30 protein-coding genes are annotated in these 25,295 nt (G+C 60.4%); 13 read left to right on the forward strand and 17 right to left on the reverse strand.

Going from position 1 to position 25,295, the window contains the following annotated elements; translation table 11 throughout:
• Positions 1 to 40: 40 nt before the first annotated feature.
• The gene (locus HMPREF2996_RS08950; RefSeq protein ID WP_070447214.1) at positions 41 to 544 is read left to right on the forward strand and encodes a methylated-DNA--[protein]-cysteine S-methyltransferase; all 504 of its coding nucleotides are present in this window, start codon (positions 41 to 43) and stop codon (positions 542 to 544) included.
• A gap of 24 nt (positions 545 to 568) precedes the next feature.
• Positions 569 to 1,186: a DNA-3-methyladenine glycosylase I gene (locus HMPREF2996_RS08955; RefSeq protein ID WP_083276489.1), complete on the forward strand. Its 618-nt coding sequence runs from the start codon at positions 569 to 571 to the stop codon at positions 1,184 to 1,186.
• A 40-nt stretch (positions 1,187 to 1,226) separates the two neighbouring features.
• Here the strand turns inward: HMPREF2996_RS08955 and glpR are convergent, their stop codons facing one another.
• The 4 genes from glpR to HMPREF2996_RS08975 all read right to left on the reverse strand — a co-directional run bounded on the left by glpR (position 1,227) and on the right by HMPREF2996_RS08975 (position 5,676).
• Positions 1,227 to 2,459 (reverse strand): divisome protein SepX/GlpR, encoded by a 1,233-nt coding sequence (gene glpR / locus HMPREF2996_RS08960; protein ID WP_371441130.1) that lies wholly within the window; start codon positions 2,457 to 2,459, stop codon positions 1,227 to 1,229.
• A 171-nt stretch (positions 2,460 to 2,630) separates the two neighbouring features.
• On the reverse strand, positions 2,631 to 3,347 hold the full coding sequence (locus tag HMPREF2996_RS08965) for a GNAT family N-acetyltransferase (RefSeq protein WP_070718330.1): 717 nt from the start codon (positions 3,345 to 3,347) through the stop codon (positions 2,631 to 2,633).
• An 18-nt stretch (positions 3,348 to 3,365) separates the two neighbouring features.
• Positions 3,366 to 4,658 carry a molybdotransferase-like divisome protein Glp gene (gene glp, locus HMPREF2996_RS08970; RefSeq protein WP_070731058.1) on the reverse strand — a complete coding sequence of 431 codons (1,293 nt, stop codon included), beginning with the start codon at positions 4,656 to 4,658 and terminating at the stop codon, positions 3,366 to 3,368.
• Positions 4,659 to 4,746: 88 nt separating this feature from the next.
• Complete coding sequence (locus HMPREF2996_RS08975) at positions 4,747 to 5,676, reverse strand: UTP--glucose-1-phosphate uridylyltransferase (RefSeq protein ID WP_070447224.1); 930 nt, start codon at positions 5,674 to 5,676, stop codon at positions 4,747 to 4,749.
• 70 nt (positions 5,677 to 5,746) lie between these two features.
• Here HMPREF2996_RS08975 and HMPREF2996_RS08980 point away from each other — a divergent pair, with 70 nt between their 5' ends.
• From HMPREF2996_RS08980 to mscL, 3 genes are all read left to right on the forward strand, one after another.
• Entirely contained in the window at positions 5,747 to 6,313 is a 567-nt protein-coding gene (locus HMPREF2996_RS08980) for a 5-formyltetrahydrofolate cyclo-ligase (RefSeq protein WP_070731061.1), read from the forward strand.
• A 91-nt stretch (positions 6,314 to 6,404) separates the two neighbouring features.
• Positions 6,405 to 7,049: an SAF domain-containing protein gene (locus tag HMPREF2996_RS08985; protein ID WP_070646122.1), complete on the forward strand. Its 645-nt coding sequence runs from the start codon at positions 6,405 to 6,407 to the stop codon at positions 7,047 to 7,049.
• Positions 7,050 to 7,428: 379 nt separating this feature from the next.
• Positions 7,429 to 7,857, forward strand: a complete 429-nt coding sequence (mscL, locus tag HMPREF2996_RS08990) for a large conductance mechanosensitive channel protein MscL (protein WP_070447230.1) — start codon at positions 7,429 to 7,431, stop codon at positions 7,855 to 7,857.
• Positions 7,858 to 7,948: 91 nt separating this feature from the next.
• Here mscL and HMPREF2996_RS08995 read toward each other — a convergent pair whose 3' ends face one another.
• From HMPREF2996_RS08995 to HMPREF2996_RS09025, 7 genes are all read right to left on the reverse strand, one after another.
• Complete coding sequence (locus HMPREF2996_RS08995) at positions 7,949 to 8,215, reverse strand: hypothetical protein (RefSeq protein WP_070447232.1); 267 nt, start codon at positions 8,213 to 8,215, stop codon at positions 7,949 to 7,951.
• Positions 8,215 to 8,808 (reverse strand): MogA/MoaB family molybdenum cofactor biosynthesis protein, encoded by a 594-nt coding sequence (locus tag HMPREF2996_RS09000; RefSeq protein ID WP_010187605.1) that lies wholly within the window; start codon positions 8,806 to 8,808, stop codon positions 8,215 to 8,217. Before HMPREF2996_RS09000 ends, HMPREF2996_RS08995 begins: the two co-directional genes overlap by 1 nt.
• A 109-nt stretch (positions 8,809 to 8,917) precedes the next feature.
• The gene (locus tag HMPREF2996_RS09005; RefSeq protein WP_070731063.1) at positions 8,918 to 10,363 is read right to left on the reverse strand and encodes a S1C family serine protease; all 1,446 of its coding nucleotides are present in this window, start codon (positions 10,361 to 10,363) and stop codon (positions 8,918 to 8,920) included.
• A 132-nt stretch (positions 10,364 to 10,495) separates the two neighbouring features.
• Complete coding sequence (locus tag HMPREF2996_RS09010; RefSeq protein ID WP_246815767.1) at positions 10,496 to 11,944, reverse strand: sensor histidine kinase; 1,449 nt, start codon at positions 11,942 to 11,944, stop codon at positions 10,496 to 10,498.
• Between the two features lie 158 nt (positions 11,945 to 12,102).
• Positions 12,103 to 12,801, reverse strand: coding sequence for a response regulator transcription factor (locus HMPREF2996_RS09015; protein ID WP_070718320.1), 699 nt, complete (start codon positions 12,799 to 12,801; stop codon positions 12,103 to 12,105).
• Positions 12,802 to 13,058: 257 nt separating this feature from the next.
• The gene (gene rpmF / locus HMPREF2996_RS09020; protein ID WP_010187615.1) at positions 13,059 to 13,232 is read right to left on the reverse strand and encodes a 50S ribosomal protein L32; all 174 of its coding nucleotides are present in this window, start codon (positions 13,230 to 13,232) and stop codon (positions 13,059 to 13,061) included.
• A 15-nt stretch (positions 13,233 to 13,247) separates the two neighbouring features.
• The gene (locus tag HMPREF2996_RS09025) at positions 13,248 to 13,517 is read right to left on the reverse strand and encodes a type B 50S ribosomal protein L31 (RefSeq protein ID WP_070520710.1); all 270 of its coding nucleotides are present in this window, start codon (positions 13,515 to 13,517) and stop codon (positions 13,248 to 13,250) included.
• Positions 13,518 to 14,055: 538 nt separating this feature from the next.
• On the opposite strand from HMPREF2996_RS09025, the gene rpmB reads away from it, so the two are divergent.
• From rpmB to HMPREF2996_RS09055, 6 genes are all read left to right on the forward strand, one after another.
• Positions 14,056 to 14,292 carry a 50S ribosomal protein L28 gene (rpmB, locus tag HMPREF2996_RS09030; RefSeq protein ID WP_010187623.1) on the forward strand — a complete coding sequence of 79 codons (237 nt, stop codon included), beginning with the start codon at positions 14,056 to 14,058 and terminating at the stop codon, positions 14,290 to 14,292.
• 2 nt (positions 14,293 to 14,294) lie between these two features.
• A complete protein-coding gene (gene rpmG, locus HMPREF2996_RS09035; RefSeq protein ID WP_010187624.1) occupies positions 14,295 to 14,459 on the forward strand; it encodes a 50S ribosomal protein L33 in 165 nt (54 codons plus the stop codon).
• A gap of 3 nt (positions 14,460 to 14,462) precedes the next feature.
• Positions 14,463 to 14,768, forward strand: a complete 306-nt coding sequence (rpsN, locus tag HMPREF2996_RS09040) for a 30S ribosomal protein S14 (protein ID WP_010187625.1) — start codon at positions 14,463 to 14,465, stop codon at positions 14,766 to 14,768.
• A 15-nt stretch (positions 14,769 to 14,783) separates the two neighbouring features.
• On the forward strand, positions 14,784 to 15,038 hold the full coding sequence (gene rpsR / locus HMPREF2996_RS09045; protein WP_010187626.1) for a 30S ribosomal protein S18: 255 nt from the start codon (positions 14,784 to 14,786) through the stop codon (positions 15,036 to 15,038).
• A 240-nt stretch (positions 15,039 to 15,278) separates the two neighbouring features.
• Positions 15,279 to 16,073 carry a hypothetical protein gene (locus HMPREF2996_RS09050; protein ID WP_070447238.1) on the forward strand — a complete coding sequence of 265 codons (795 nt, stop codon included), beginning with the start codon at positions 15,279 to 15,281 and terminating at the stop codon, positions 16,071 to 16,073.
• An 88-nt stretch (positions 16,074 to 16,161) separates the two neighbouring features.
• Complete coding sequence (locus tag HMPREF2996_RS09055; RefSeq protein ID WP_070447240.1) at positions 16,162 to 16,878, forward strand: TetR/AcrR family transcriptional regulator; 717 nt, start codon at positions 16,162 to 16,164, stop codon at positions 16,876 to 16,878.
• Between the two features lie 17 nt (positions 16,879 to 16,895).
• Here HMPREF2996_RS09055 and HMPREF2996_RS09060 read toward each other — a convergent pair whose 3' ends face one another.
• A complete protein-coding gene (locus tag HMPREF2996_RS09060; protein WP_246823023.1) occupies positions 16,896 to 17,576 on the reverse strand; it encodes a DNA-binding response regulator in 681 nt (226 codons plus the stop codon).
• Positions 17,577 to 17,710: 134 nt separating this feature from the next.
• A complete protein-coding gene (locus tag HMPREF2996_RS09065; protein WP_070731071.1) occupies positions 17,711 to 19,033 on the reverse strand; it encodes a serine/threonine protein kinase in 1,323 nt (440 codons plus the stop codon).
• Positions 19,034 to 19,177: 144 nt separating this feature from the next.
• Here HMPREF2996_RS09065 and HMPREF2996_RS09070 point away from each other — a divergent pair, with 144 nt between their 5' ends.
• Positions 19,178 to 19,846 (forward strand): hypothetical protein, encoded by a 669-nt coding sequence (locus HMPREF2996_RS09070; protein WP_070731073.1) that lies wholly within the window; start codon positions 19,178 to 19,180, stop codon positions 19,844 to 19,846.
• A 23-nt stretch (positions 19,847 to 19,869) separates the two neighbouring features.
• Here the strand turns inward: HMPREF2996_RS09070 and HMPREF2996_RS09075 are convergent, their stop codons facing one another.
• Both HMPREF2996_RS09075 and HMPREF2996_RS09080 read right to left on the reverse strand, forming a co-directional pair.
• Positions 19,870 to 20,760, reverse strand: coding sequence for a serine hydrolase (locus tag HMPREF2996_RS09075; RefSeq protein ID WP_070447248.1), 891 nt, complete (start codon positions 20,758 to 20,760; stop codon positions 19,870 to 19,872).
• A gap of 68 nt (positions 20,761 to 20,828) precedes the next feature.
• Positions 20,829 to 21,752 (reverse strand): hypothetical protein, encoded by a 924-nt coding sequence (locus tag HMPREF2996_RS09080; protein WP_070447250.1) that lies wholly within the window; start codon positions 21,750 to 21,752, stop codon positions 20,829 to 20,831.
• 271 nt (positions 21,753 to 22,023) lie between these two features.
• Between HMPREF2996_RS09080 and HMPREF2996_RS09085 the strand changes: the two genes are divergently transcribed.
• Positions 22,024 to 22,857, forward strand: a complete 834-nt coding sequence (locus tag HMPREF2996_RS09085; RefSeq protein ID WP_070731076.1) for a flagellar basal body-associated FliL family protein — start codon at positions 22,024 to 22,026, stop codon at positions 22,855 to 22,857.
• Positions 22,858 to 23,080: 223 nt separating this feature from the next.
• Here HMPREF2996_RS09085 and purH read toward each other — a convergent pair whose 3' ends face one another.
• Complete coding sequence (gene purH, locus HMPREF2996_RS09090) at positions 23,081 to 24,613, reverse strand: bifunctional phosphoribosylaminoimidazolecarboxamide formyltransferase/IMP cyclohydrolase (RefSeq protein WP_070731079.1); 1,533 nt, start codon at positions 24,611 to 24,613, stop codon at positions 23,081 to 23,083.
• A 39-nt stretch (positions 24,614 to 24,652) separates the two neighbouring features.
• Positions 24,653 to 25,258, reverse strand: coding sequence for a phosphoribosylglycinamide formyltransferase (gene purN / locus HMPREF2996_RS09095; protein ID WP_070731081.1), 606 nt, complete (start codon positions 25,256 to 25,258; stop codon positions 24,653 to 24,655).
• Positions 25,259 to 25,295 lie beyond the last annotated feature (37 nt).

Below are 25,295 nucleotides of genomic sequence, written 5' to 3' on the forward strand. Positions count from 1 at the left end.
CCTGGATGGCCACCTCTCTCCGAAAGGACTCCCTCCCAGCATGCACTTGTGGACTCCACTGGACACTCCCCTCGGCCGCCTCACCCTCGTAGGGTCCGCGCGAGGCTTATCGCAGGTGTATTTCCCTGACGAGGCCCCAAATCTCAACGGCCAGCGGCGCCTCACCGCTCGCTCAGATAGCGCCTGGTCGAGCGTTAAGGTTCTCGTCGCGGCCACCCAACAGATCACCGAATACTTCGCCGGCACGCGGCGAGACTTCGAGCTGCTACTCGACGTCCCTGCATCTCCTGACACCTTCCGCGCCCGAGCACAACGCGCGCTTCGTGATATTCCCTTCGGTGAGCGCTGGACCTATTCACGCCTTGCCTCCGCGGCTGGGAGCGCCCAAGCTGCCCGCGCCGCAGGCAGCGCCTGCGCCAGCAACCCTCTGCCTATCGTGGTGCCCTGCCACCGCGTCGTACCAGCAAGCGGCGGCTTGGGGTCTTACCGCGGGGGCGTTGCCGCAAAGCGGCTACTGCTGGAGCACGAAGCGGGGAACCAATGAGTAAGTATTACAGTCTAAAAAGGCATGACTAGTACACAAATGGCAAATGATACGAGACTTGTTTATGACGCGGCAGGGCTTGGCCGCCCCGCGTGGGCAATGACTTCCCCACTGCTCAAGGAGTATTACGACACTGAATGGGGCATGCCTGTCCACGAAGAATCCGCGCTGCTGGAACGCCTCTGTCTGGAAGGCTTCCAGGCAGGGCTGAGCTGGGAGCTAGTACTGCGCAAGCGTGATGCTTTCCGCGCTGCTTTCGTGGGGTTTGATGCGGACCTTCTGGCCAGCTTTGGTGAGGAGGAAGTCGAGCGTTTGATGAACAATCCAGGAATTATTCGCAACCGTCTCAAAATCAACGCGGTGCTCGCTAACGCGCGAGCCACGGTGGCCTTGCGCGAGCAGGGCGGGTTGGACGAATTCATATGGAGCTTCTTGCCTGAAGAAACCATCGCGCCGGAAAGCGAAGAAGATATCCCGAAATACACAAAAGAAGCCTTGGACATGTCCAAGGCTTTGAAGAAGGCCGGGTTCAAGTTCGTCGGCCCAGTGACCTGCTTTTCCCTCATGACGGCCATCGGGATGGTGGATGCCCACCTTCTGGGCTCACATCGCCGCGGGAGCTCGGGAGTGTGGTCGGCCTAGCGCTCAGCGCGCTTAGGCACAAGACACACTCGCGTGCCACTTAACCGACTCGCCGTGCCGCGAGATCATCACGCCGCTGGCGCGGGGAGGGATGGGGGCCGTCGAAACCACCGTCGGAATCATCCTCCGAGTACACCGGAAGGTAATCAAAATCCGGGCTTTCATCATCGATTTCCAAGATGAGGGCGCCCGGCCGGCGCAGGTTCGGCGGCAGCGACTCAGCAGGATTTTCCGCGTTGCGCACACCCAGGCGCGCACGGCGCAGGTGGTAGACGCGACGACGAAGTAGCTCCTGCTCGCGGCGCACTTGGGCGCGCAGCGCCACCAAGTAGACCGTGGTCACAACACCAGCGATGCCCGCCAACCACCACGTCCAACCGCCCACGACGATGCCCAGGCATACCGTTGCGACCACTGCCACGGCTAGGCCAATGAGCGTGCGCTGGCGGCGCTGGTAACGCGTGGCCGAAGCCTCCTTCTCCTTCACAGGATCCCAGCCGCCGCGGCCAAGACGGCGCTGCGCAAAGGCAACCTCTTCCGCGGAGAGCTCGGTATCGCTGCCATTGGTTTCAGGGTCCGCAGAGTTCGTATCTGCGACATCAATGCTCTCGCCGTCAACCGCTGTGGTCTCTTCCTGCTCCGGAGCATCATCAGCGCCGTCTGTTTCCTCGGCGCTGGAGTCCTCCGGCGTCTGGTCCAGAGAATCAATAGCTCCCGGGTACATCAAATCGACCGGAGAGGTATAGGAGTCATCCAAGCCGTAGGCATCTTCTGCGACACTAGCGTTGGCTGGAGCCGTGAAAACCTCGGCGGCGTTCGCTTCGACGCTCTCGATGTCATTATCGAGGTCGTGCTCTTTTTCGGCATCATGCTCAGGTTCCGCTGCTAGCTCGAAATCCTGTTCCGCATCTTCAGACTCAACAACTTCGCCGTCAATCGTGTCGGCGACATCTGGCTGCGCGGCAGCATCAGTCGCAGCGGTCTCAACAGGGCCGGATTGAGAATCCTCGCTGACTCCTTCGGCCTCGACCAGCTCGTAGTCTGCCTCCTCAGCACCAGCCTGCGCCTCTGCCTGGGAACTCATGCGGATATCTTCCTTACCCAAGCGCGGCTTACGGCGGCCCGGCACGGAGCCGGAATCGCCTTCGAAGAGCACGCGGGTCTCTTCAAAGGCCTCACCTGTATGGCTCATCGGGCGTTGCGAACGCAAAAGCAACGGGGCGAGGATGAAGAGCCACAACACGATTACGAGAATGATCGGCACGGCAGTCATCATGCGGCTGTGTCCCACTTTCAGGGGTCGACGAAAAAGGGAATATAACTAGGCCCCTACTCTAGCCGCCCAGCCCTGGCCTGTGGGCATCAACGAGCCCATAAATTACAAGGTTGTTACTTAAGTGAAAGCAGAGGTAGTTGACCAAAATATCGACCGGTTCAGCATTGGCTAAACACCGCTGAGGCGGCCCGTCGCACGCAAGCGCTCGACCGCCCCGGACGCAAAATCCTCACGGTTCAGTGCCAAGAAGTGGTGATCCCTCCACGCACCGTCGATATGCAGGTTGCGGCGCAGGAAGCCCTCATCCCGAAACCCGTTGCTGTGCAGTACCTTGCCGGAAGCAGGATTCTCCGGCAGATAGGTGGCCGTCACACGATGCAGCCCCACACGGTAAAAGGCATGGTCCACACCGAGAGCGCAGGCGGCAGTAGCCACCCCCGCGCCGTGTACCGCGGAATGAACCCAATAGCCAATCCAGCACTCGCTGACCCCTCCGTGCTGGATATTGCCTAAGGTCAACTGACCCCGGAACTGCCCGTCGACATCAATGACGAGCGGCACCACCGTTCCGGCGCGAGCCGAATCACGCAGAAACATCAAGTGATTCCACCATGCCGACTGCGAATGTGCCGCATCCCATGACGTCGGCAGAGTCGGCTCCACCGGTTTAAGAAAATCCCTATCCTCGATGCGCTGCCACCGCCAAGACTCACCGTCCCGGCGCAGCAGGGGGCGCAGGCGCACTGTCGCGCCGCGCGGGAAGACACGAGATTCTCGCAATCGGACCGCAGGCGTAGCTTCTGGCCACCCCGGATGGTCGGGGTTTGCCTCACCGCTGGCGGGGGTGGAAAAGCGCCCCGCGGCGGTACCGAAAGGATCAAGCATGATGTCGGCGGTGACCAGCTAGGCGCGTTGGGTCAGGAACAGGACGTCCACCACGTCCCCGGGGCGGATCTCTGTAACTTCCTCCGGGATACGGATCATCGCGTTGGCCTCGGATAGTCCAGCCAGCAAATGCGCCGGCGCGCCAGCCGCGCCGCCCAGTCCTTCCACCAGGTAGTCGGAGGTGTCTGCATCTCGCATGAGCCGGGCACGAATATAGCCGCGGCGCCCCGGGCGGGATTCCATGTGATTAAGCACGCGTGCGCGCACCATGCGGCGTTGGCCGCTGCGCTTGCCCAGGGAGAGCCGGATCAGCGGGCGCACAAAGACCTCGAAGATCACCAGCGCGGATACCGGGTTCGAGGGCAACAGGAAGGTCGGGATGCGCTCCTCACCCAACAACCCGAAGCCCTGGACCGAGCCTGGGTGCATGGCTACGCGTGAGGTATCCACGTCTCCCAACTCATCGAGGACCTCGCGGATTTCTTCCGAACCCGCACCGCCCACGGCGCCGGAGATCACCAGTACCTCGCTGCGCGCCAGGTAGGTTTCCAAGGCCTCGCGCACGCGGCGCGGCTCACCGGCGGCAATGCCGACGCGATGCACATCCGCTCCGGCTTCCTTCGCGGCTGCTGCAAGCGAATAAGAGTTCACGTCGAAGACTTGACCCAGGCCGGGTTCGCGGTCGACGTCGACAAGCTCCTTGCCATAGGACACGATGGTCACGCGTGGACGCGGATACGCCAAGACCTTTGAGCGCCCCACAGCCGCGAGCAAGCCAATCTGTGCTGGGCCCAGGATGGTTCCGGAAGACACGGCAACATCCCCGGGCTGAATGTCATCGCCCACGCGGCGCACGAAGTCGCCCGAGCGTACCGGGCGGTGGGAGGTCACGCGCTTACGGCCGCGGTCCGTCCATTCGAGGGGAAGGACGGCGTCGGCAAGCGTCGGCAACGGCGCACCCGTGTAGACGCGCACCGCTTGCTTGGGCTGCAAACGCAAAGGCTGGCGCGAACCTGCGGGAACCTCCCCCACTACAGGCAGAGAACGTTCAACCTCCGTCTCCGTGACGGGAGCATCCGCGTCCTCGGAGTCGTGGCGCGAGCGCGCTTTGAGGGCTTTTTCTCCCCCGACGTCTACGGCACGCACGGCGTAGCCATCAATGGCTGCTTGCGGAAAGCCCGGAAGCGGCTGGTTTGCCTGCACCTCCTCCGCACACTTGAGACCTAGGGCATTCGCGATGGCGATGCGTACCGGTTCAGGTGTCATCGCTGCATCAAGAATGAACGCCATCTGGTCATCGACCGAACGCATGTACCGCCTGCCTTTACTCTGGGGTATGTGGGGCCTAAAGGGATGGAAGTTACTGGAGTAGAGCTTAGCGCGCTGGACGTATGAAGGCTTAGCCCTTCAACCCCTTTTCTTCTTCGTAGTCCTCCACAATCTTCTTGATTGCCTTGTAGAGCGCAGGACCGTACTTCTCATCACGCAGACCAAAGTCAACGTTGGCCGGGATGTAGCCGCCCGGGTTGCCCAAGTCGTGGCGCTTACCCTGGTGGACTACGACGTGAACGGGGTGCCCCTCCTTAATAAGGAGCTCGATGGCGTCAGTCAGCTGCAGTTCCCCACCCTTACCTGGCTCGATACGGCGAAGGGCATCAAAAATCTTCCTATCGAGCAGGTAGCGCCCAGTAGCCACGAGATTCGAGGGCGCATCAGCCGGGTCCGGTTTTTCCACCATGCCCACGACCTTCTTCACTCCCGGCGCGTTCGTGTCCTCGACGTCGAAGACGCCGTAGTTATAGGTCTCTTCGCGCGACACCTCGAAGGCGCACAGCACGCTACCACCCAGCGCTGCACGAACGCGGGCCATCTCCCCCATGACGGTGGCCGGCAGGACAATGTCATCCGGGAGCATGACGGCGAAGAATTCTTCGTCATCCTCCAGCACAGATTCCGCCAAGCCCACCGCGTGGCCCAGGCCCAGCGGCTTTTCCTGTTCCACGGAAATCGGGTGGATCAACTGAGCAGCGCGCTTGACCTTGGCTACCTGCTCATCTTTGCCGCGGGCGTCGAGGGTCTCGACGAGATCGGGGAACTCCTCGAAGTGCCGCATCACTTCCTGTTTGTTCGGCGCGGTAATCACCGCAAGGCGCTGGGCGCCCACGGACGCGGCCTCTTCCGCGATGAGTTCAATGCCCGGCGTATCAACGACGGGGAGCAGCTCCTTCGGCACGGTCTTGGTGGCGGGCAAAAAGCGAGTGCCCATGCCAGCAGCGGGGACAACGACCGTAGTGATCCCGGTATGGGAATCCTCGTGTGCAATAGCCATAATTTCCACTTTACAATGCAGCCCCCGCGCCCCCGTGCTGCGCTACGCCATCCCGCTATGATTAAAGCCCATGACGACCTCCCACAAGGACGCCTTAAGATCCTTACTCCTTAACGCCCGGCGCGAGCGCAGCGCCGAGCAGCGCGCTGATGACAATGCCGCGTGGTGCACCGGCGTGGGTGAGTTGCTCACTCCCGCGATGCGAGTTGCCGCCTACCACCCACTGGGCACAGAGCCCGGCGGGCCCAACTTCGTAGAGACTGTGGCAACACTCTGCAAGGAGGTCTACCTGCCCATTTCCGGCAAAAACGGTGAGCTTTTATGGACGCTGTATGGCGGGCCGGAGGCCATGCGCCCGGGGGCATTAGGGATTGCAGAGCCCGTCGGGCAACGCCACAGTAGCGAAATCCTGGCACACCTCGACCTCATCTTGGCACCCGCGATGGCGGTGAGTGAATCTGGCATGCGTCTCGGGAAAGGCGCCGGCTATTACGACCGCGCGCTGACACCGCTGCCCACTGGGCACCCGCCCGTCGTCGCGCTAGTTCACTCCACCGAGGTCCGGGACGTCCCCTTCGAGGAACACGACCGCCCCGTCGATGGCATCCTCACTGAGCGCGGAATGCGCTGGCTGTAGCCAGCACCCTTGTCTCGCTCGCTTCGTTGGCTTGTGCGCTTTCCATCGATTTTTCGGGAACCATACGGCGCCGCGTGCAGTCTAAAAGGGCATGGGTTTTCTTCACGTTCTGCGCACTCCGGGGCATCAACGTAGCGTTATCCTTCGCCGCATAGCAGCCACAGTCTTGCTCCTTGCCGCGGCGGCGAGTGCCCTCGCCTCTACCCGCGAGCAGCCCCGCGTCGTGGTCATGGCCCGGGACGTCGCCGCTGGCGAGACGCTGGCGCTAAGCGATGTCTCCGTGGCACGCGTCCCCTCCTCCGCTCTGCCCGCCACGGCGTTGGGGAGCAACCCGGAAGATGCAGTAGGGCGTGTTCTGGTGGCAGCGGCTAGCGCCGGTGAAATCCTCACCAGCACCCGCCTTCTCAGCTCTGATCTCATCGCGGATTTCGGGATGGAGGACGGCCACCTCATCCCGCTTACCCTGGCTGAGCCAGAAATTTCCCGGAACCTCCATCACGGCGATACAGTCAATATCGTCAGCACGGTCGACGACAGCGACGACATTTCTGCTCCCACTCGTGGCTCGACAATTGCACGGGGCGCACGCGTCGTATCGGTGGGCACTGACGAAGAAGATGCGCGCACGCACACACTCCTCGTCGCCCTTCCTGCTGAGGCAGCCGAAGCCGTCGCGGCCGCTTCTCTTACACAACCGCTCACGGTTGTCATTGTGGGCGACCGCGCCCACAGTTAAGCCATGTTGTGAAGATCATCGCGTTTGCACTGGTAAACCTCCACAAGATGTTGCCACGACATGAAAACTCTGCCTACTATAGGCACATCCACTCGGGCGCTTTATGCTCTTGCAGTCTCGTGACTGCCGCGCGACCCCCGCGGCACCACCTGCAGGATGGCGCACAGAAGTGGCTTTCGCTATTCCAGTATTTCCACATGCTTCGTCTTCCGTTGGAGTCCCTGCGCATCTAGAGCCTCTCTTAGAGAGCATTATTGCTCTATGCCTGCTTTTCTCCGACTTCTCTGAACAGCGCGCCTGCACACAGTGCGGACTACGCAAAGCAGACGCTTAAGACACAAGAAGCACCTACCCCCCCGTAGATAGGACAACCACCACCATGCTCAAGGGCTTTAAAGATTTCATCCTGCGCGGCAACGTCATCGAGTTGGCCGTAGCAGTCATCATCGGTGCCGCCTTCACCGCGATCGTTACCTCCATCACCGATCACATCATCCAGCCGCTGATTAACTCCCTCGGCTCCCCAGACTTTGGTGGCTTGGGCTTCGCAATTACCGATAACCCGGAGACCTTCCTGGACTTCGGTGCAGTCATCACCGCCCTTATCAACTTCCTCATCGTTGCCGCTGTCATCTACTTCGTCATCGTTGCTCCGATCAACGCCGTCACCGAGCACGCAAAGCGCCGCCAGGGCGTTGACCCGGAGGAGCCGGCTCCGACCACCGAGCAGCTACTCGGCGAGATCCGCGACCTGCTCGCTGCTGAAAACGGTGGCACGACCACCAACAAGCCTGGCTCCAACATCTAAGCCAGAAGCCCCAAGCCTAAAAATCCCGCAGAACCGGCATTTCGCCGGAGTTCTGCGGGATTTTCTTTTGCCTTCACACGCTGCTCACGCACTACTGTGTGGTGCCAAAATGCGGCGGCATGTTCTCGCGGTAGAAGGCCTCCCCCGTGACCTCGTCCTCGTTGTCACCACCGGGGCCGCCTGCGTCCATATCAAAGCTCACGGTGCGCAGCTCATCGGCCCCTGCGGCGGAAGAAGAGCCAGCGGCCCCAGACATTGGCCCGTGAGGGACATCGAAGCTGCGGTCGTAATTCTTGGCGGTCGACGGACGTTTCACGCGACGGCGCGCCCGCGGGGTACGCGGTGTGGGCTCGGCCATTAGACGCTGGATTTCTGCAGCTGATCAACGAGGTGATGCACCAACGGCGTCAAAGTGGCCATGCCATCGCGCACCGCCGCGCGGGAAGAAGCGACGTTGACGATGACCGTTGACCCAGACACGCCCGAAATGCCGCGGGAGGTGCACGCATCCACCGCGCCACAAGCCTGGCCGGAAGAGCGCAACGCTTGCGCCACGCCCGGAACCATTTGGTCCAACACCGCGCGGGTTGCCTCCGGGGTCTTATCACGCGGGCCGACTCCCGTGCCGCCAATCGTGAGCACCAGGTCTACTCCCCCGACCACGCCGGTTTCGATAGCCTGCCGGATCTTGGACTTCTTCGAGCGGACGATCACTGCACCGTCAACGGTGAACTCGGCTTCAGCCAGCAATTCACCGGCCAAGCGCGATGTGTCCTGGGCCGCTTCATCCGGGTGATCGGTGACGATCACAACGAGCGCGCGGCGCGGCGCTTGAACGCTTTGCTCTTGTTCGCTGGCAATGAGGAAGGCGTCATCGGGTTCGGTAACATCATCGAGTTCGCGTGAGGCATCGCGCCCCAACAGCTCGGTTGCGTCGGTGTTGTCTGCCACGGAGGTTCTCCTTAAAGGTGGGACGGAATCTTCCGGAAGTAGTTTCTTGAAAAGGTGTCAGGGTGCGAGGTTCACGCGGTGCTGGCGCACCGCCCAAGTATTTGTAAACTTACTCGCTTGCCAGCGTTACCTCTACCTTTCTCGCATCTTCGCTGTCGCGACTCTTCACCTCGAGAGTGACGGTTGCACCAAACTCTTGGGAACGGGTTGCCGCGATCAGGGCATCAGAGCTTTCAATGAGGCGCTCATTAACGCGGGTGACCACGTCACCGGACTTCAGCCCTGCCTTATCAGCCGGGCTATCAGGTTCCACGTCGACGATTTCTGCGCCTTGGGTCTCGCTCTGCGCGCGAACCTTAACGCCCAAGGTGGGGTGCTTGACCCTGCCGTTATTGATGAGCTCATCGGCCATGCGCTTGGCAAAGTTCGAAGGAATTGCAAATCCCAAACCAATGGAACCGCCTTCGGAACTCGAGCCCCTCGACAGCGAGGCAATCATCGAGTTCATGCCAATGATGTTGCCCTCCATGTCCACCAAGGGGCCACCGGAGTTACCGGGGTTTACGGCTGCGTCGGTCTGAATAGCGTCGATCAGCGAGGACTCCCCGCCTTCCTGCGAGGCACGAACAGGGCGGTTCTTGGCTGACACAATTCCCGACGTTACCGTTGCGTTGAGCCCCAGCGGGGAACCAACTGCGACTACTTCTTGCCCCACTGCAGCAGCGTCCGAATCCCCAAACTGAAGGTAGGGCAGGTCATTGGCATCATCAATCTTGATGACGCCAACATCCGTCGTCGCATCCGACGCAACAAATGTAGCGCTATGACGCGAGCCGTCATTCATTGTCACCTCTAGGCGCCCTCCTTGGTCTGCACCGGCAACCACGTGATGGTTGGTCAGCACATAGCCATCCGGGGAAATGATGGATCCGGAGCCCTCAGCACCACCCGAGCGGGTTATGGAGTAAATGGAGACCACTGCCGGGAGAACCTTCGACGCTACTTCTTCCACAGAGCCATCAGCCGGCTCTTGGCCGGTGCTATTTGCCACTGGCTGACGTTCCAATACTTCGTTGACGGTCGAAGTGGAAGACTTGTCCTTGCCCGCCGCGCCGACCACCGCACCGGTGACACCGCCAGCAGCGACGGCTGCGACGAGCATCATTGCCAGCGCAGTGCCCAGACCTACTTTGCGCTTATTCTTCTGATCGCGGCCCGGCTGCACGCCGTGCACGCCCGCACCTTGTTGTCCTGCATAAGGCTGCGTCGGATTCTGCAACTGCTGGCTGCTCTGATTGGGTTGGCCGAAGCCGTAGCCCGCTCCGCCATAAGGCGCTTGCGCGCCGTAGGGAACCTGGGAGGGCTGAGCACCAAACAAAGGTCGGTTCCCCTGCCCCTGCTGGCCCCCATAAGGGGCCTGCCCGCCAGACTCCCACGAGTTGGTGCGCGGTTGATTCCAACCATTCGATTCGCTTCCCGCCGAAGATGCCTCGCCGCGCTGTTGCGCCTGCCCCCGTCCATCAGAGTTCAGCGGGTTATCCATGGGACTATCCATGTTCGAATTCCTCATATTCATATCAGGTAGTGTGCTCTTTCAAGCTGGTGCGCATCTGTCTCTGCTCTGCCAGTGTGCTAGGAAAGCCTGGACGTTTCCTGTGTGCTCTGAACTGGGGCGATCCACGGCACGTCAACCTTGATTGAACCACCGCTCGGCAAAGATTCGGCCGCGGTCATTGTGGTTCTCCGAGTATTCTCCGGAAGTCTCCTGCGCCTGTCCCGTCGCTTGTTGTGCAGCGGTCGAATCTAACTGAAACTCGTTCGGCTGCTCTTCCAGGCCGTCCACCATGGCATCGCCCTCGGTAGGATGTCCTGGCAGGATGACTTCCATGCGCGTTCCTCCATCTGCAGATTCCTTGATGGTGATGGCTCCGTTGTGCCGCTCAATCACGGATTTCACGATGGCCAACCCCAACCCAGATCCCGGCATCGCTCGGGCTTCCGCGGAACGGTAGAAACGCTCAAAGACCTTGTCGCGTTCCTCTGGGGCAATACCGGGGCCCGAGTCATCCACGCGCAGGCGCACCTTATCCTGGGCTACTTGCTGCATCGATACGCGGACGGTGCCCGTAGCCGGAGACCACTTCGCGGCATTGTCCATGAGATTGAGCGTGGCTCGGCCCAAAGCAAAGGGATCCCCGTCTAGGACCCAGGGGATAAACCGCACACGGAAGTCGACGTCTGGGCGGCGGCGCTTAGCTCGGTTGAGGGAATGCTCCAAAACTTCATGCAGCTCCACCGGCTCGGGTTCCTTTTCGGTGGCATCCTCACGCGCCAAATCCACGAGGTCACCAATCAAAGTCGACAGCTCGGACATCTGCGCCATCACGTCCTCTTCCAAATCGCGCCGGTCTTCCTCACTGATACCGAAACCGCCACCGGATTTATTCAGCATCATGAGGAGCTCAATGTTGGTCCGCATGGACGTCAGCGGCGTTTTGAGCTCATGGCCGGCATCGGCCACGAATTGCGATTGTTGCACGCGCGCGTGTTGGAGTGCGGACAGCATTCGGTTGAAGGACACCGTCAGCTGCGACATCTCATCGTTGCTCTCGACCGCAATCGGGCGCAGATCATTGGTTTGCGTCACATAATCGACTGCACGTTTCAGCCGAGCAATGGGCTCCATGCCTGTCTTGGACACCACCATGCCCGCAAAGACGGACAGCAAAACGCCAAAGGCCACGATGATAAGCAAAGCCGAGCCTACTGCGGAGACGAGGTCTTCGGTAGACCCCAAGTCCTTAGCTAGGACTACCGTCGCACCGCCTTCTTGGTACTTGGCCAGTACCCGCTCACCGCCCAAGGTACGGATGGAGCTTTCCACACTGTCCCCATCCGACTTAAAATCACCACCCACGGGCAATGCATCACCGTAGGAAAACGCAACCGCAGGCGGAGAGATAGAGACCCGAGTCGAGGGGTTATAGAGCTTAAATGTCGCGATTTCTTGATCGATATTCTCTACAAAGGCTGGGTCCTGAGCTTGCCGCATCAGCACATCCGCTTGTTGCATGATCTGCTTATCGACGCTCGCCGTCATCGACGCTGCAACCAACCAGTAGGTTAAAAAAGTCATTACGGCTACCGCAACGGCGACAACGACACCGGTAACAAGAGAAAGGCGCCACCGAAGCGGCGCCCGCGAAGCCCAGCCACGACGGCCTGAGAGACCCAACCACGCAGTGGTATCTAGGGCTTCAGAAGGCACCGCGTCGGGCGCGGGCCTCCGCAGAATCACGCGATAGCCTCCCTCATGACGTAGCCAACGCCACGCACGGTGTGAATAAGACGCGGCTCGCCACTTTCTTCAGTCTTCTTTCGGAGGTAACCGATGTAGACCTCAAGAGCGTTTCCGGAGGTCGGGAAATCATAGCCCCATACCTCTTCCAAGATGGTATTGCGGCAGAGTACCTTGCGGGGGTTCTCCATGAGCAGGCGCAGCAGGGCAAACTCAGTGCGGGTCAAAGAAATCTGACGCTCGCCCCGAGTCACCTCACGCGTATCGGCATCGAGCTTGAGGTCCTCAAAGCTCAACTGAGTTTCAACTGGCTGCTTCTTAGCAATCGACTCCGCAGCGGCACGGCGGACCAAGGAACGCACGCGAGCTAGCAACTCCTCCAGCGCGAAGGGCTTGGGAAGATAGTCATCAGCGCCCGCGTCAAGACCCGCAACGCGGTCCGACACTCCGTCGCGAGCCGTCAATACCAGAATGGGGCGGTCCCAACCTTCGCTGCGCAGGGTGCGGCAGACCTCCAGACCATCCATGTTCGGCATCATCACATCGAGGATGAGAAGCTCTGGGTGCTCACTGTGCACCATCTCGACAGCCTGTACGCCATCAGCGGCCAATATGACCTCGTAGCCATTAAACTTCAGAGAGCGGCGGAGCGATTCGCGTACAGCCTGCTCGTCATCGACGACAAGAATTTTCATAATCTCAATTATGTCCTATCGGGGCCCTATTCACGAAGTAGAACCCAGCCTGTCGCCCCCTAAAAGCCACCCCTTAAGCACCGCAATAGTTTATACGTGTGCTAAACAATTGTTCCAAGCTACATAAACAGTGGACACGACAACAAAAACAAAAATTTTCAGGCATAACAAAAATCCCCGCAAATCCACTTTTCTTTGTGGATTCGCGGGGTAACAGTCATGGCCCTAAGACCTCAACGCTGAAAGCGCTTCAGACCTTAGAACTGCTCGACGTCTACCAGGCCGAGCTTGGCAGCCTTAACCAGGCGGCGCGGAATGCGCACGGTCTGGCCGTCGATGGTGACTTCCTGGAGGGCGACATTGTCAGCCTTCCACTGGGAACGGCGAGAGTGAGTGTTCGCGCGGGACTTCTTAAACTTAGGAGTTGCCATCTTCTTCTATCCTCCTTACGCGTTCTTCTTCTTGCGGCGAGCCATTGCACCGAAGCGCTGGTTGAACTTCTCAACACGGCCAGCGGTATCCATAACGCGCTGCGCACCAGTCCAGAACGGGTGGGACTCAGCGGTCACGTCAACGACGATGAGCGGGTACTCGTTGCCGTCTTCCCACTCAACGGTGCGCTCGGAGGTAGCGGTGGACTTGGTCAGGAAGGAGTGGCCGGTACCGGCGTCCTTAAAGACCACCGGGTGGTAATCCGGGTGGATATCTTTCTTCATATGTCGATTCCCTCAGGGTTGAACTACGGGTCGGTTCCTTCCGCGACGCTTCCCTTTTCATACCACCGAGCATCGCCGCGATGACGGCGCTCGATGGCTTTTGGGAGCGTGAAAGGATCGTGCCCGAGTTGGGTCTCTATACTTACAAAATTGTGCGGCTCGTGCCGACAACTCGAAATATCCTACAGGCCAGCGGCATTAAAATCGAAATCGCCGCAGGACGCAGCCCACAGAGTTAGGCGCGGAAACCCGCCTCCAACGCCCCCGCCTGCAGCTTCACCACGGGAGAGCCGTGGGCGAGACACAAATAATAAGCGCCAAAGCCCGACGATAATTCAACGGTGATTAGGTTCTGCAGTCCGTGGCATGTAAGATTTCCCCTTGCTGTTGTCAAAGTAATCGTTTTACGCCCTCATCAACTGGTGTTCAACGGATATATGCCTCCTGCTCAACCTCACTTTTCGAGCGCCGCGCCTCACCGCGGAATAGGCACTCCGTTAGTCGCTTTCGATGTGGGCGGCTAGGAGAAAGAAGACCCATGTCGGCTATTTGCCAGGTAACGGGCCGCAAGCCGGAATTCGGCAAGCAGGTCTCGCACTCGCACCGCCGCACCTCGCGCCGTTGGAACCCCAACGTGCAGCGTCGTCGGTACTACCTGCCCTCTGAGGGCCGTACCATCACCCTGACCGTTTCCACCAAGGGCATGAAGATCATCGACCGCGATGGCATCGAGTCCGTCGTGGCTAAGATTCGCGCACGTGGGGAGAAGATCTAAAGATGGCACGTAATGACATCCGTCCAATCATCAAACTGAAGTCCACTGCGGGCACCGGTTACACCTACGTGACCCGTAAGAACAAGCGCAACAACCCGGATCGCATCACCTTGAAGAAGTTCGATCCGATCGTCCGCAAGCACGTCGAATTCCGCGAGGAGCGATAATTTATGGCTAAGAAGTCAAAGATCGCCAAGAACGAGCAGCGCAAGGAAATCGTCGCCCGCTACGCGGAGCGTCGCGCTGAGCTCAAGGCAATCATCAAGAACCCGAACACCCCGGACGAAGAGCGCCTCGAGGCGCAGTTCGAGCTGAACCGTCAGCCGCGCGACGCCGCCCGCGTCCGCGTCCGTAACCGCGACTCCGCTGATGGACGTCCGCGCGGTTACCTCCGCAAGTTCGGTCTGTCCCGTGTCCGTATGCGCGGCATGGCTCACCGTGGTGAGCTGCCGGGCGTTCGCAAGTCCAGCTGGTAAAGGGGTACCCATACAATGGCTGTCAAGCGTAATAATCACAAGAAGTTCCGTATGGAGCAGACCCGCCGCCCGAAGAAGAACCCGCTCAAGGCCGAAGGCATTGAGAAGGTTGACTACAAGGAGATCAAGACCCTGCGTCTGTTCATCTCCGACCGCGGCAAGATCCGCTCCCGTCGCGTCACCGGTCTGACCCCGCAGCAGCAGCGTCAGGTTGCTACTGCCGTCAAGAACGCACGCGAAATGGCTCTCCTGCCGTTCACGTCCCGCTAAACACTAGCTGGTTTCAACAGCGCACTTTTGCCGCTGTACTCGTGACACACTAGGACAGGACAAAAGAGCTTTTAGCCGCCGCCTACCTCCCCTACTGAAAGGGGAAAGTAGGCGGCGGCTTTTATTTTCCAACCAGCAACCTTGTGCGCCCGTATCCACCCTGTCATGTTCAACGCGCGCGTGCAGAGTGATAGATTGAAGGGCTAGAACGCCCCTGATGGAAAGGGAAACAAGGACCTTATGCCACTGCACGAATCCCTCACCGATCTCAGTGAACTCGCCACCCATTGCCACTCCCCTGCCCATGCCCGTGGCCTGCTAGAGGAGGCACAGGACCTGCTGCGCAACGCCACAGCCCACCGCGGAGATGGAGTTGAGCTCGCTGCCTGGTTTTCTCGCGTGGTGACCGATATTGTCCGCTCTCCCGGTCTGGCGAGCCCTGTGCGGCTCACCGGCGCCGCTGCCCGCGGCGACCTTCTCCCCTCGCTCCCCATCACGTGGCTGGGCACCGACGAACAGCTGGAGCAGATTATCACTGAAGCCGGTCTATCCTGTGGTGCGGTGCAAGACCTAGCATCGACGCGTGCGGACGCCGGCCTTCCCCTAGGCGCGGGCGGCGAGGAGGAACTCTACGCCGAGGCAGTGTCTCAGCGACCGGCACCACTGAAGCTCGTCGACGGTCTCCCCGACCGCTCTGCCGACGTGTCCATTCGTCTCTCCTTGCTCGCACCGGTGTCTGCCATCGCCCGTTGGGCAGCTCCCGCGCCCCGCCCCACCCCAGACCGCCTCGCCATTGGCGTCGAGCGTGAGCTTCTTACCTCCGCCGAAGCGGAGGGGCTGAGCCTAGCTTGGGGCACGGGCATCGCCCTCGAGTTGGGCCGGTGGTACGAGGGCGTCGATCAGCACAGCGTTATGCTGGCAGATTTGCCGCCTTTGGACCGCACCGCCTACGGTTCGGCGTGCCGCACTGTCTCTGCTGCTATCGAATCCATCGTGGCTAGGCACGGTAGTGTGGTTAGCTGTAGTGAAAGCTAAGCGTTAACGATCGCCGTTCACCGCGGGGTGTAGGATTACTGACTTGCCGTCAGTTATTACATGAATTTTATCGAAGGGAGTCCGCCTCATGGCAGGGAGCGTTGGCAGGCCACGGAAGAACAGTCCGCGCCGCCGGGGAAACACCGCGCGCGAGGAGATCCTGGATGCTTCATCCGAGCTCTTCACCACCCAGGGCTTTGCGACTACCTCCACGCACCAGATTGCCGATGCCGTCGGTATCCGTCAGGCCTCGCTGTACTACCATTTTCCTTCGAAGACGGATATCTTCCTCACTCTGCTCAATTCCACCATTGAGCCTTCGCTGGAACTCGCGGATGAGCTCGCAGCCTCAGACGCTGCACCGGCACAGCGCTTGTGGTCCCTTGTGGCCGCAGAGTCGCGCCTGCTATTGACCTCAGCGTGGAATGTAGGCCGTCTGTATCAACTGCCGGTGGCCAACTCCCCCGAATTCGGCGAGTATCACGAACAGCGTGACCGCTTGAAAGAGCACTTCCGCACTGCCGCAGCGGGGATTGTGGGCGAGGATGATCCGCGCCTCGAGCTGCCCTTCCACATCGCGCTCTCCGTCATCGAGATGCGCCCCAACGATGGCAACGCGCCATTTGATGCTTCGCAGCGCGTACCGGAGCAGTCTGCCATGCTTGCCGACGCCGCCCTCGCAGTCCTCGGCGCCACCCCGCCTAAGGACGCCGAAGCGACCACCTTAGATCTGCTCAAGAACCGCAACGACTCTATTTCCTCCGCTGCCGCTGCCGCGGCCGACCGGAAGAAGTCGACTCGCTAGCGGCCGTAGCGGATGCCCTAGCGGCCGTGCCGGATGGCATAGTGCGCTAGGAAGGTCTTATAAGGCTTATACGCCTTTTCACCGTCTGCTCGGAGGCTGTCCACAAGGCGGTCCATCTTGTGATTCGTCTTCTTTTCCGTCCACTCCAGCTCCTCGGCGATCTCGCGGACCGAAGGGATATCAGCATCGGTGGAGCCCGGCTTTTTGAGGTAGCTGGCTAGCAGGCGCAGCAACTCTTCTTGTTCGTCATTGGGAACGTGGCGGGTGCGCGTGCGCTCCTCATCGACATCCTGCTCGCGTTTTGTGCGACGCGAGTAGTTGCTGTTTTCCACGTCTATATACAGCTCATAGGGGCATTCGGGAGTCTCAAAGGTAATCCGCGATGGCCCCGGGGGTACAGCCGCTACTGAACGCGGGCCCAAATCGATGCGGGAAAACCCCGTGACACCGCGCAGCTCGATGCGCAGTGGGATATGGCTGCCCACGTTGCAAATCATCCATCCCTGTCCGCCGTACCACAGCTGAAACAGCTGGCGGTGCAGGCTGAGGTCCTCCTCGCCTACCCGGAAGTCACCGGCGCGGCCGACAATGACTTCTTGGCCCGGGGACATGACCATCACGCCACCGATCAAATCATCAATGCGCAGCCGCGGCCCCTGAGGAGCGTTCTGCGGTGGGAGTGGCTGCTGCGAGCTCATAGACACCTCCGTAGGGCTGGGAAACGTGCGCACATCGCCATCCATCCCGGCGAGGCGCCTTCAAACAGTGTCTTTCAGTGTAGCGGCTCTCACTTTAGTTCCGCTCGCTAAGTTACTGCCCCACCCCGCTAGCGCTAGGCCACGATAGCCCACGTCACCACAAAGATGAGGATGATGACAACGACGGTCACCGTGATAATGAGAGCGTTTGAATTATCCCTCGCAGGCGGCTTGTTGTTTGCTTGCTGCGGCGTGGAACGGCGTTGGACGGTAGACCCTGGCATCGCCGGCGTAACCGGTGTGGAAGGTGACACAGTCCCCGGGGACGCGATCGGGTTCGAAGGGGCAACGAAGCCAGTAGGCCTTGCCCGTTCCACGGATCCGAAGGAAGCGGCAGGTTCCGGCCAGCGTTGGGAGGGTTGAGGATGCCGACCAAACTGGCTCGGCTGCCCAGCTCTTCCGGCATTTCGCGGTTGCTCCGGCTGTGCCGAAGGCTGCGGCGTGGGCGCTATACGCGGAGCATCGGCGGCCGGTGCCGCCACACGCTGGGCGGGGCGGGACTGGGAGACGTCGCCAAGCGCGGCAATGAAGTCCTGGGCCCGCGCATAGCGCTGCATGGGCACGCTGTTGAGTGCCTTATTCAGTACGGTCTGTACTTCCGACACAACTCGGCTTGTGTCCCCTGCCAGGAATTCGGCGAAGGCATCACTGGACAGATCCGGGATGCGCCGCTGCCCTTCCCACTCGCTGCGCGGCATCGTGTCCTTAAGATGATGCAGCGTAAGCATCTCGAAGGCGATAAGGGCCAAGGAATAGTCGTCCGCGCGCGCCGACATATCATCATCGCCATAAGCATTACCGTTATTTTCCGGGGCCAAGTATTTCTCAGTTCCCACAATGTGGCCGATTTTGGTCAGCCGAGACTGGCCCTCCTCAATGCTGATTCCGAAATCACTCAGCACAGCCGGTGGCAAGCTGCCGGGGTTCTTACGCAATAGAATATTGGCGGGCTTGATGTCCCGATGCACCCACCCAGGGTGCAGCTCATGGTGCATATAATCCAACGCCGAGGCAATTGGTTTGAGGTAATACACAACCTCCGCCACGCTAAATCCCCGGCCCTGGTGAGCCCGCTCACGGATAGCATGCCCCAAGGTTTTGCCGTCGATGAAGGCCATGACCATAACGTCATCGCCGCGCGGGGTGGACTCCTTGGAATAAAACTGGACTACCCCTGGGTGGCTACCGATCTTCGTGAGCGCCTTCATTTCATTGTGGAAACGGGCGCGGGAGGCTTCATCACGGACGTCATCCAACAGCACCTTGACGGCGAGCTCACGGGAAAGGTCCGGATCCGTGGCATGAAAGACCTGCCCCATGCCGCCTTCACCCAACAGGTACACGTTGGTGTAGCGCTTCTGCTGGGTCAGCCATTGCACGAAGTAGGAATTAGTCACTGCCCCATTGGACCATATGCACTGGGCAGCATGATGTTGCCATGTCCCATCGCCCCCAAATGGAGGGTACTTAAGCGCGGTTCCGTCCGGTGTTGCCAAGCCGGTTATGCTACGTGTTGTTCTCTACCGTTTTCCAAGGACCCTATGACGACCCCAGGATTTGGCACTAACCATCACGAGCATAAGCCCCCTACACCGGTGTCGGGCCAGTCTCGGCAGCCTCAATCGGAGCAGCGCAACCTCGTTCCGATCATCTGCGCGATCGCAATTCTCATTGCGCTGGTGATTGCAGGCCTCGTTATCTGGTACGACGCCCGCTCCACCAGCCAACAAACGTCCAGCACCAGCGAAAACTCGGAGCAGACAGCCCCTCAGGAGGAGGCTGCCTCCCCGGAGGAGACTGCTGCGCAGAAAGATGAAGAAACGGACGAGGCAGAAGCACCGAGCGAGCAGGCTCCGGGAACTTCAGTGAGCGCCGGGGCTGCCGACGTCCCCGAGGGACTCACTGCCGCCGGTTGGTCCGATTATCCTGAGGCACGCTGCCAACAGGGGGAGGATATGATCTTCGCTGCCCATGGCACCGATCCCGATTCCCACATTGTGGTCTGTGAGAAACAGGACTCCCTCTTTTACCGCGGTGTTTGGTCCAGCGGCGCTGCCTTTGGCCCGGCGCGTGGTGAAGGGGATTCCTTCAGCGCCACGATTCTTGATCCAGCCAGCGGGAAAGACACCGGCTCCGTGCTGAACATTCGCGGCACGGACTATGACATCGACGGCGAGGCCGGCGAATTCGAGGACTATTGGCCGCGCTAGCGCCTTTACATCGCTCGTGCTTCTTAAACAGCGCCCTGCTGGCATCGCGCATCGGGCCACTCGACCTCTGCCGTGGCCAGCTGTTTGACCACGCGGCTCAGCATCTGCTGTGCTTCGCCATAATCGCCGGAAGGCGCTGCGGCATAGATCGCCACTGCCACCGTGTGCCCGCCTAGCGTGATTAATCCCATCTGGCGGGCTTCATAAGAGCCGTCCTCGGCCGGCCCCCAGCCGCCTTTCATCACCGCGCCTTCTAAAGCCCGAAGACCATAGTTCTGCGCGGGATCCGGCTGTCCCATGGCTGCAAGGATCGGATCCGTGCCTTCGTGGCACCCCAGCGCGGCGATGAATTCTGCTTGCTCAGACACCGACCACTGTGTTTGGCCGAAGGCGCTAAAACCGGGGCGCGGTGGCGTAGCGGGGACCTCAGTTGTGCCAATGATGGCCTGGGTGGCTTGTGCGGCTTGTTCTCCCCCGCCGAGGGCCTCCCAGAGAGAATCGGCCGCGGCGTTATCGGAATAGGTGATCGCCCGGGATACGGTATCGGGATCCGCCACCCCGGCGCGTTCGGCGGCGATGGCCAACGGGACTTTCACGGTGGACCACGCAGGCAGCGGGCCGGTGTTGCCAGCCGCTGCGACGGTTCCTGAGCCGGCCACCGCGATCCCGGTACCGGGGTTGTCTGCAGCGATGGCGTCGACAGCTTCCTGAAGGTCGGTAGCATTAATCATGGTTGGTTCCTTGTCGAGGGCTGAATCAGCGGCGGGTCCATCAGATACCTCTGCCCCGGAATCAGGCAGCGTGGGCTGTGGGCTGCTCGCCGGAGTGCTGGACTCAGGTGTGGAGACATCACCAATGGTGCAGGCGCTTAGCGACGCCCCCGCAATCCCCACCAGCGCTGCTAGTACTGCCATCCTACGCCGCGGCTGTACAGGGCTGCGACGTCGCATTGCTACCTGTTTCATTGTTGACCGCCTGAGCATTAGAGGATGAGCACAACCGCGTTGTTTCCACCGGTACAGGTGACAAATTCACCGTTGTCGGAACAATCCATGGTGTAGGTGATCTCGGTGACTGGGCTGTAGGCCTTAATGGTGGCATCAAACTCGTGGGTTTCCACGTAGTGCTTGACGTACTCATCGCGCACAACGTTGGCGAAGGATTCCGTCGTTACCACTGTTCCACGGTAGACACTGTTGAAGTTGCCACCCGGTTCGTTGTTGCGCGCGGCGTCGTTCGCCGGAATCGCCCCCTCCGGCAAGTCCGGGTACTCGGGGCGCTTGTGAGACTGCGAGGTCGTCGTGGTCTGTTCTGTCGTTTCTTCAGAGTTCTCCTCGCTCCCCGCGCTCTCTGCGTCTTCCTGTGCACTCTCATTCTGCTCGGTGAGTTGCGCGGTGGTCAGGGGCGAGCCGGCTTGAGAATGTGAGTCGGCATGTTTGAAGAAAAAAATGTAGGCCAGCGCGGCCATAACGAGGACGACCGCCAGGATCAGCACGGCGATAAGCACAAACTTGCCGGAGTTGGAGGAGCTGCCACGTCCGCTGCTCTCCTGAGAATAGCCAGCGGGGTACCCTGCTGGCTGCTGGTCATACTGTCCGCTACCGTCCTGCGGCACCTGCTGGGACGCGAAGTGCTGCGTCTGGAACTGCTGTTGCTGGCCGTACTGGCCTGATGCACCGGAGGCGGCAAAAGGGTTCGAGTAATTGCGCTCGCCGGAGTGCGCATAACTCTGATTGTTTCCCGTGTTCTGCGGGTAGCTCCGGGGCGGCAGGGGACGCTGTTGCGTTGGCGGCGCTTCAAAATCCGCGGTTTCCGGGTGGGTATCTTTACGGGAAGGCTGCGGCTGGCCGCTATTTCCCTGCGGGTACTGTGCGCCGAATCCATGGTTGCGATCTGAGTCAGTCACCGAAGCCTCCGTAGATCTAGACGTTCTGGTTATGCCCGATAGGCGTTTTCTATCTTTCTTATCTTTGCACAGCTACCACGATTGCGGTGAGGTTCGTGCATCGTGCTTCATTCACGACGCCGTGTTTCCACGACTTTTCTGATTCTGATGGGGAGTATTCCCACGAGTTTGCATCTCTGTCCGCGCGGACAGCGGTGGAGGGTTTAGATTATTAGAGGTATCTCAATGCTCTATCTCCCCTGTGCACGGAAAGGTTGTTATTCTCCCAGCCATGACGTTTCCTACCGGCCCTTCGGGCACTCCGCCACGCAATTCCGGTTCCTCCGGCTTCGGTTCACCCGCTCCGGGGTTTGGCCGCCCCGGCGCCCCCGGCGGTGCTAACGGCCCACATCAGTCCGGCTCGGGCGGTTCTCCGGGCGGGTTCGGCAACACTCCGCCGTTTGGTGGGCAATCTGCTAGCCCCAGCTCACAGCCTTTCGGCGGGAGTGCTCCAACTCCGCCGAGTCCACCTCAACCCACCGCGTACACCGCTCCACAACCGCCGAAGGGCACAGGTCGTTTCAGTGGTGCCATCGCCGCGCTGATTGCTCTGCTCGTCATCCTCGCGGTCATTCTCGGCGTCGGTGCATGGTTTATCTGGGGACGCGAGTCGTCCGGCTCAGGCCACACCGCTGCATCCTCCGAACCGACCTCAACAGCTACGCTTCCGGGAACTCCTCTTGCCACCAGCGGCCGTATCGATACTGACCTGGAGGCTGACGGCGTGGTCATTGCCCACACCTTCTTCCCGGACTCTTATGTCTCGCGCTCCGGTAGCACCAACATCGCGGACGTACAGCTGACCGAAGGCCATAACCAACTCAACGCGATCTTTGGTTTCAGCGATGACCGGGAGAATACTGATGTTGCCAGCGCCACCGTTACCGTCAACGGAGCTGACGGTGCTGAGCTGGCTTCCTTCGAGGTCCCGGCAGAGGAGGCTCTCGAGATGCCCATCAACATCGCAGACCACCAAGCCCTGCGCTTTACTTTTACGTATAAGGACGCCAACGGCAATCCTGCGGACAACACTGGCTTCGCGGTGGCTTCCCTCCACGCGCAGTAACGCATGCCGTCGGGCCCTCGCGCAGTAGCGCCGAAGCTGCCCTAGTTGCCAAAGTTATAGCCTCTGACTGCAGTGGCGGCGCATAACTTCGTCGTTTAGGGCAGTTGCTGCCCTCTAGGGAAAGCTGCCATATATACGAAGCCGCCTCCTTCCCCGTGCGGCGAAACAGCAACGGCGAAGAGAGACGGCTGCGCGCTGCCTACGGCAGCGGGCTATCCAGGATTTAGTGGAAGAAGTGGCGGGTTCCCGTGAAGTACATGGTCACCCCGGCCTTCTTGGCGGCCTCGATGACTTCCTCATCGCGGATGGAACCACCTGGCTGCACCACGGCCTTCACGCCGGCTTCAAGGAGAACCTCCAGGCCATCGGCAAACGGGAAGAAAGCATCGGAAGCAGCGAAGGAACCTTCGGCGCGGTTGGCGCCGTCGGCCAGCGTGTTAGCACGCTCCACCGCGAGCTTGGCGGAATCGACGCGGTTGACCTGGCCCATACCGACACCCACGGTGGCGTTGTCCTTGGCCAGCAGGATGGCGTTGGACTTCACCGCGCGCACGGAACGCCAAGCGAATTCGAGCTGCGCCAAGTCGGATTCATTCAACGCCTCACCCGCAGCCAGCGTCCAATTGGCCGGGTTATCGCCCTCTGCCTGGTAGGTATCCGGCTCTTGGGTGAGCATGCCACCGGAGATGTACTTAACTTCCTCCTTGGGCGCTTCATGCTCTGCCTGCAGCACGCGCAGGTTCTTCTTGGCTTTGAGAACCTCGATGGCGCCCCCCTCGTAGGACGGAGCCACGATGACCTCGGTGAAGATCTCCTTGACCTGTTCGGCCATCTCGACGGTGACCTCGCGGTTCACCGCGATAACTCCGCCGAAGGCAGACATTGGGTCGCAGGCGTGTGCTGCGCGGTGAGCAGCCGCGATGGACTCCTCAGACACCGCGATGCCGCACGGGTTGGCGTGCTTGATGATGGCCACGCACGGGCGCTCATGATCCCAGGCAGCGCGCCAGGCGGCGTCAGCATCCTGGTAGTTGTTGTAGCTCATCTCCTTGCCGTTGAACTGCTTCGCATTGGCCAAACCAGTGGTACCGATGCGGGTCACGGTCGCGGATTGGTGGGAGTTCTCGCCGTAGCGCAGCGGAGTGGTCACGTCACCGTCGCTGAGCTGATCGACGAACCATGCGGACACCGCGGCGTCGTAATCAGCGGTGTGCAGGAAGGCATCGCGGGCGAGGCCACGACGCTCTTCCAAGGTGAAGCCGCCGTTGGCCACAGCGTCAGCCACATCACCGTAGCGGGCTGGATCCACGACGACTGCGACGGACGGGTGATTCTTCGCGGCAGCGCGCACCATGGATGGACCACCGATATCGATCTGCTCCACGCAGCCATCAAAGTCCGCGCCGGAAGCCACAGTCTCGCGGAAGGGGTACAGGTTGACTACGACGAGCTGGAAGGGCTCTACCTCCAGCTCCTCCAATTGCTTCAGGTGGTCCTCCTTGCGGGTATCCGCGAGGATTCCTGCATGCACGCGCGGGTGCAGGGTCTTTACGCGGCCTTCGAGGCACTCCGGGAAGCCGGTGAGCTTCTCGACGGGCGTGACATCAATGCCCAAGTCCGCGATCTTCTTCGCGGTGGAACCGGTGGAAACGATCTCCACGCCAGCGTTATCAAGTGCCCGGGCAAGGTCTTCCAGACCGGTCTTGTCATAAACGCTAATTAGCGCGCGCTTGATGTTCTTAGGATCTTCGCTCATGGTACGGGGACTTAAGCCTTCCTTGCGGTAATGAGATAGTTAGAGCTGAATGCTGAGCGTCTCGCCCTCCACGCGCATCGCGCGGAGAACATCGACGATAAGTTCTCTTTCGACCACTTTGATGCGCTCGTGCAAACTGGCTTCATCATCCTCTGGCAGGACCCGGACGGGTTCCTGGGCAATGATGGAGCCGGTATCGACACCAGCATCAACGAAATGGACAGTCGAGCCTGTGACTTTGGCGCCATAAGCCAGCGCATCGCGCACGCCATGCGCGCCTTTGAAGGCAGGCAAGAGCGCAGGGTGAGTATTGATGGTGCGACCTTCGAAGCGATCCAGAAAATCCTTACCCAGGATCTTCATAAAACCTGCGGAAACAACAACGTCTGGTTGCGCAGTATCCACTGCGGCAACCAGACGCTTATTCCATTCGGTGCGGTCAGCACCCATCTCTACGACCTCGGTGGCGATTCCCGCCGCCTGCGCGCGCTCAATGCCTTGGCAAGGCACGTCCGCGATGACTTTCACGACGCTGTAGTGCTCATCCTGGCCATCCAAGATGGCCTGCAATAAAGAGCCGGTTCCAGAAACCAGAACCACGACGTTGAGGCGGGCAGTAGCAGCGGGCTGATGCGGTGTTGTCACGCGCTACAGCCTAGCCGCTACCGCTGCGAACCGGGGA

The sequence above is a fragment of the Corynebacterium sp. HMSC066C02 genome, from assembly GCF_001814945.1.
Classification (GTDB): Bacteria; Actinomycetota; Actinomycetes; order Mycobacteriales; family Mycobacteriaceae; genus Corynebacterium; species Corynebacterium aurimucosum.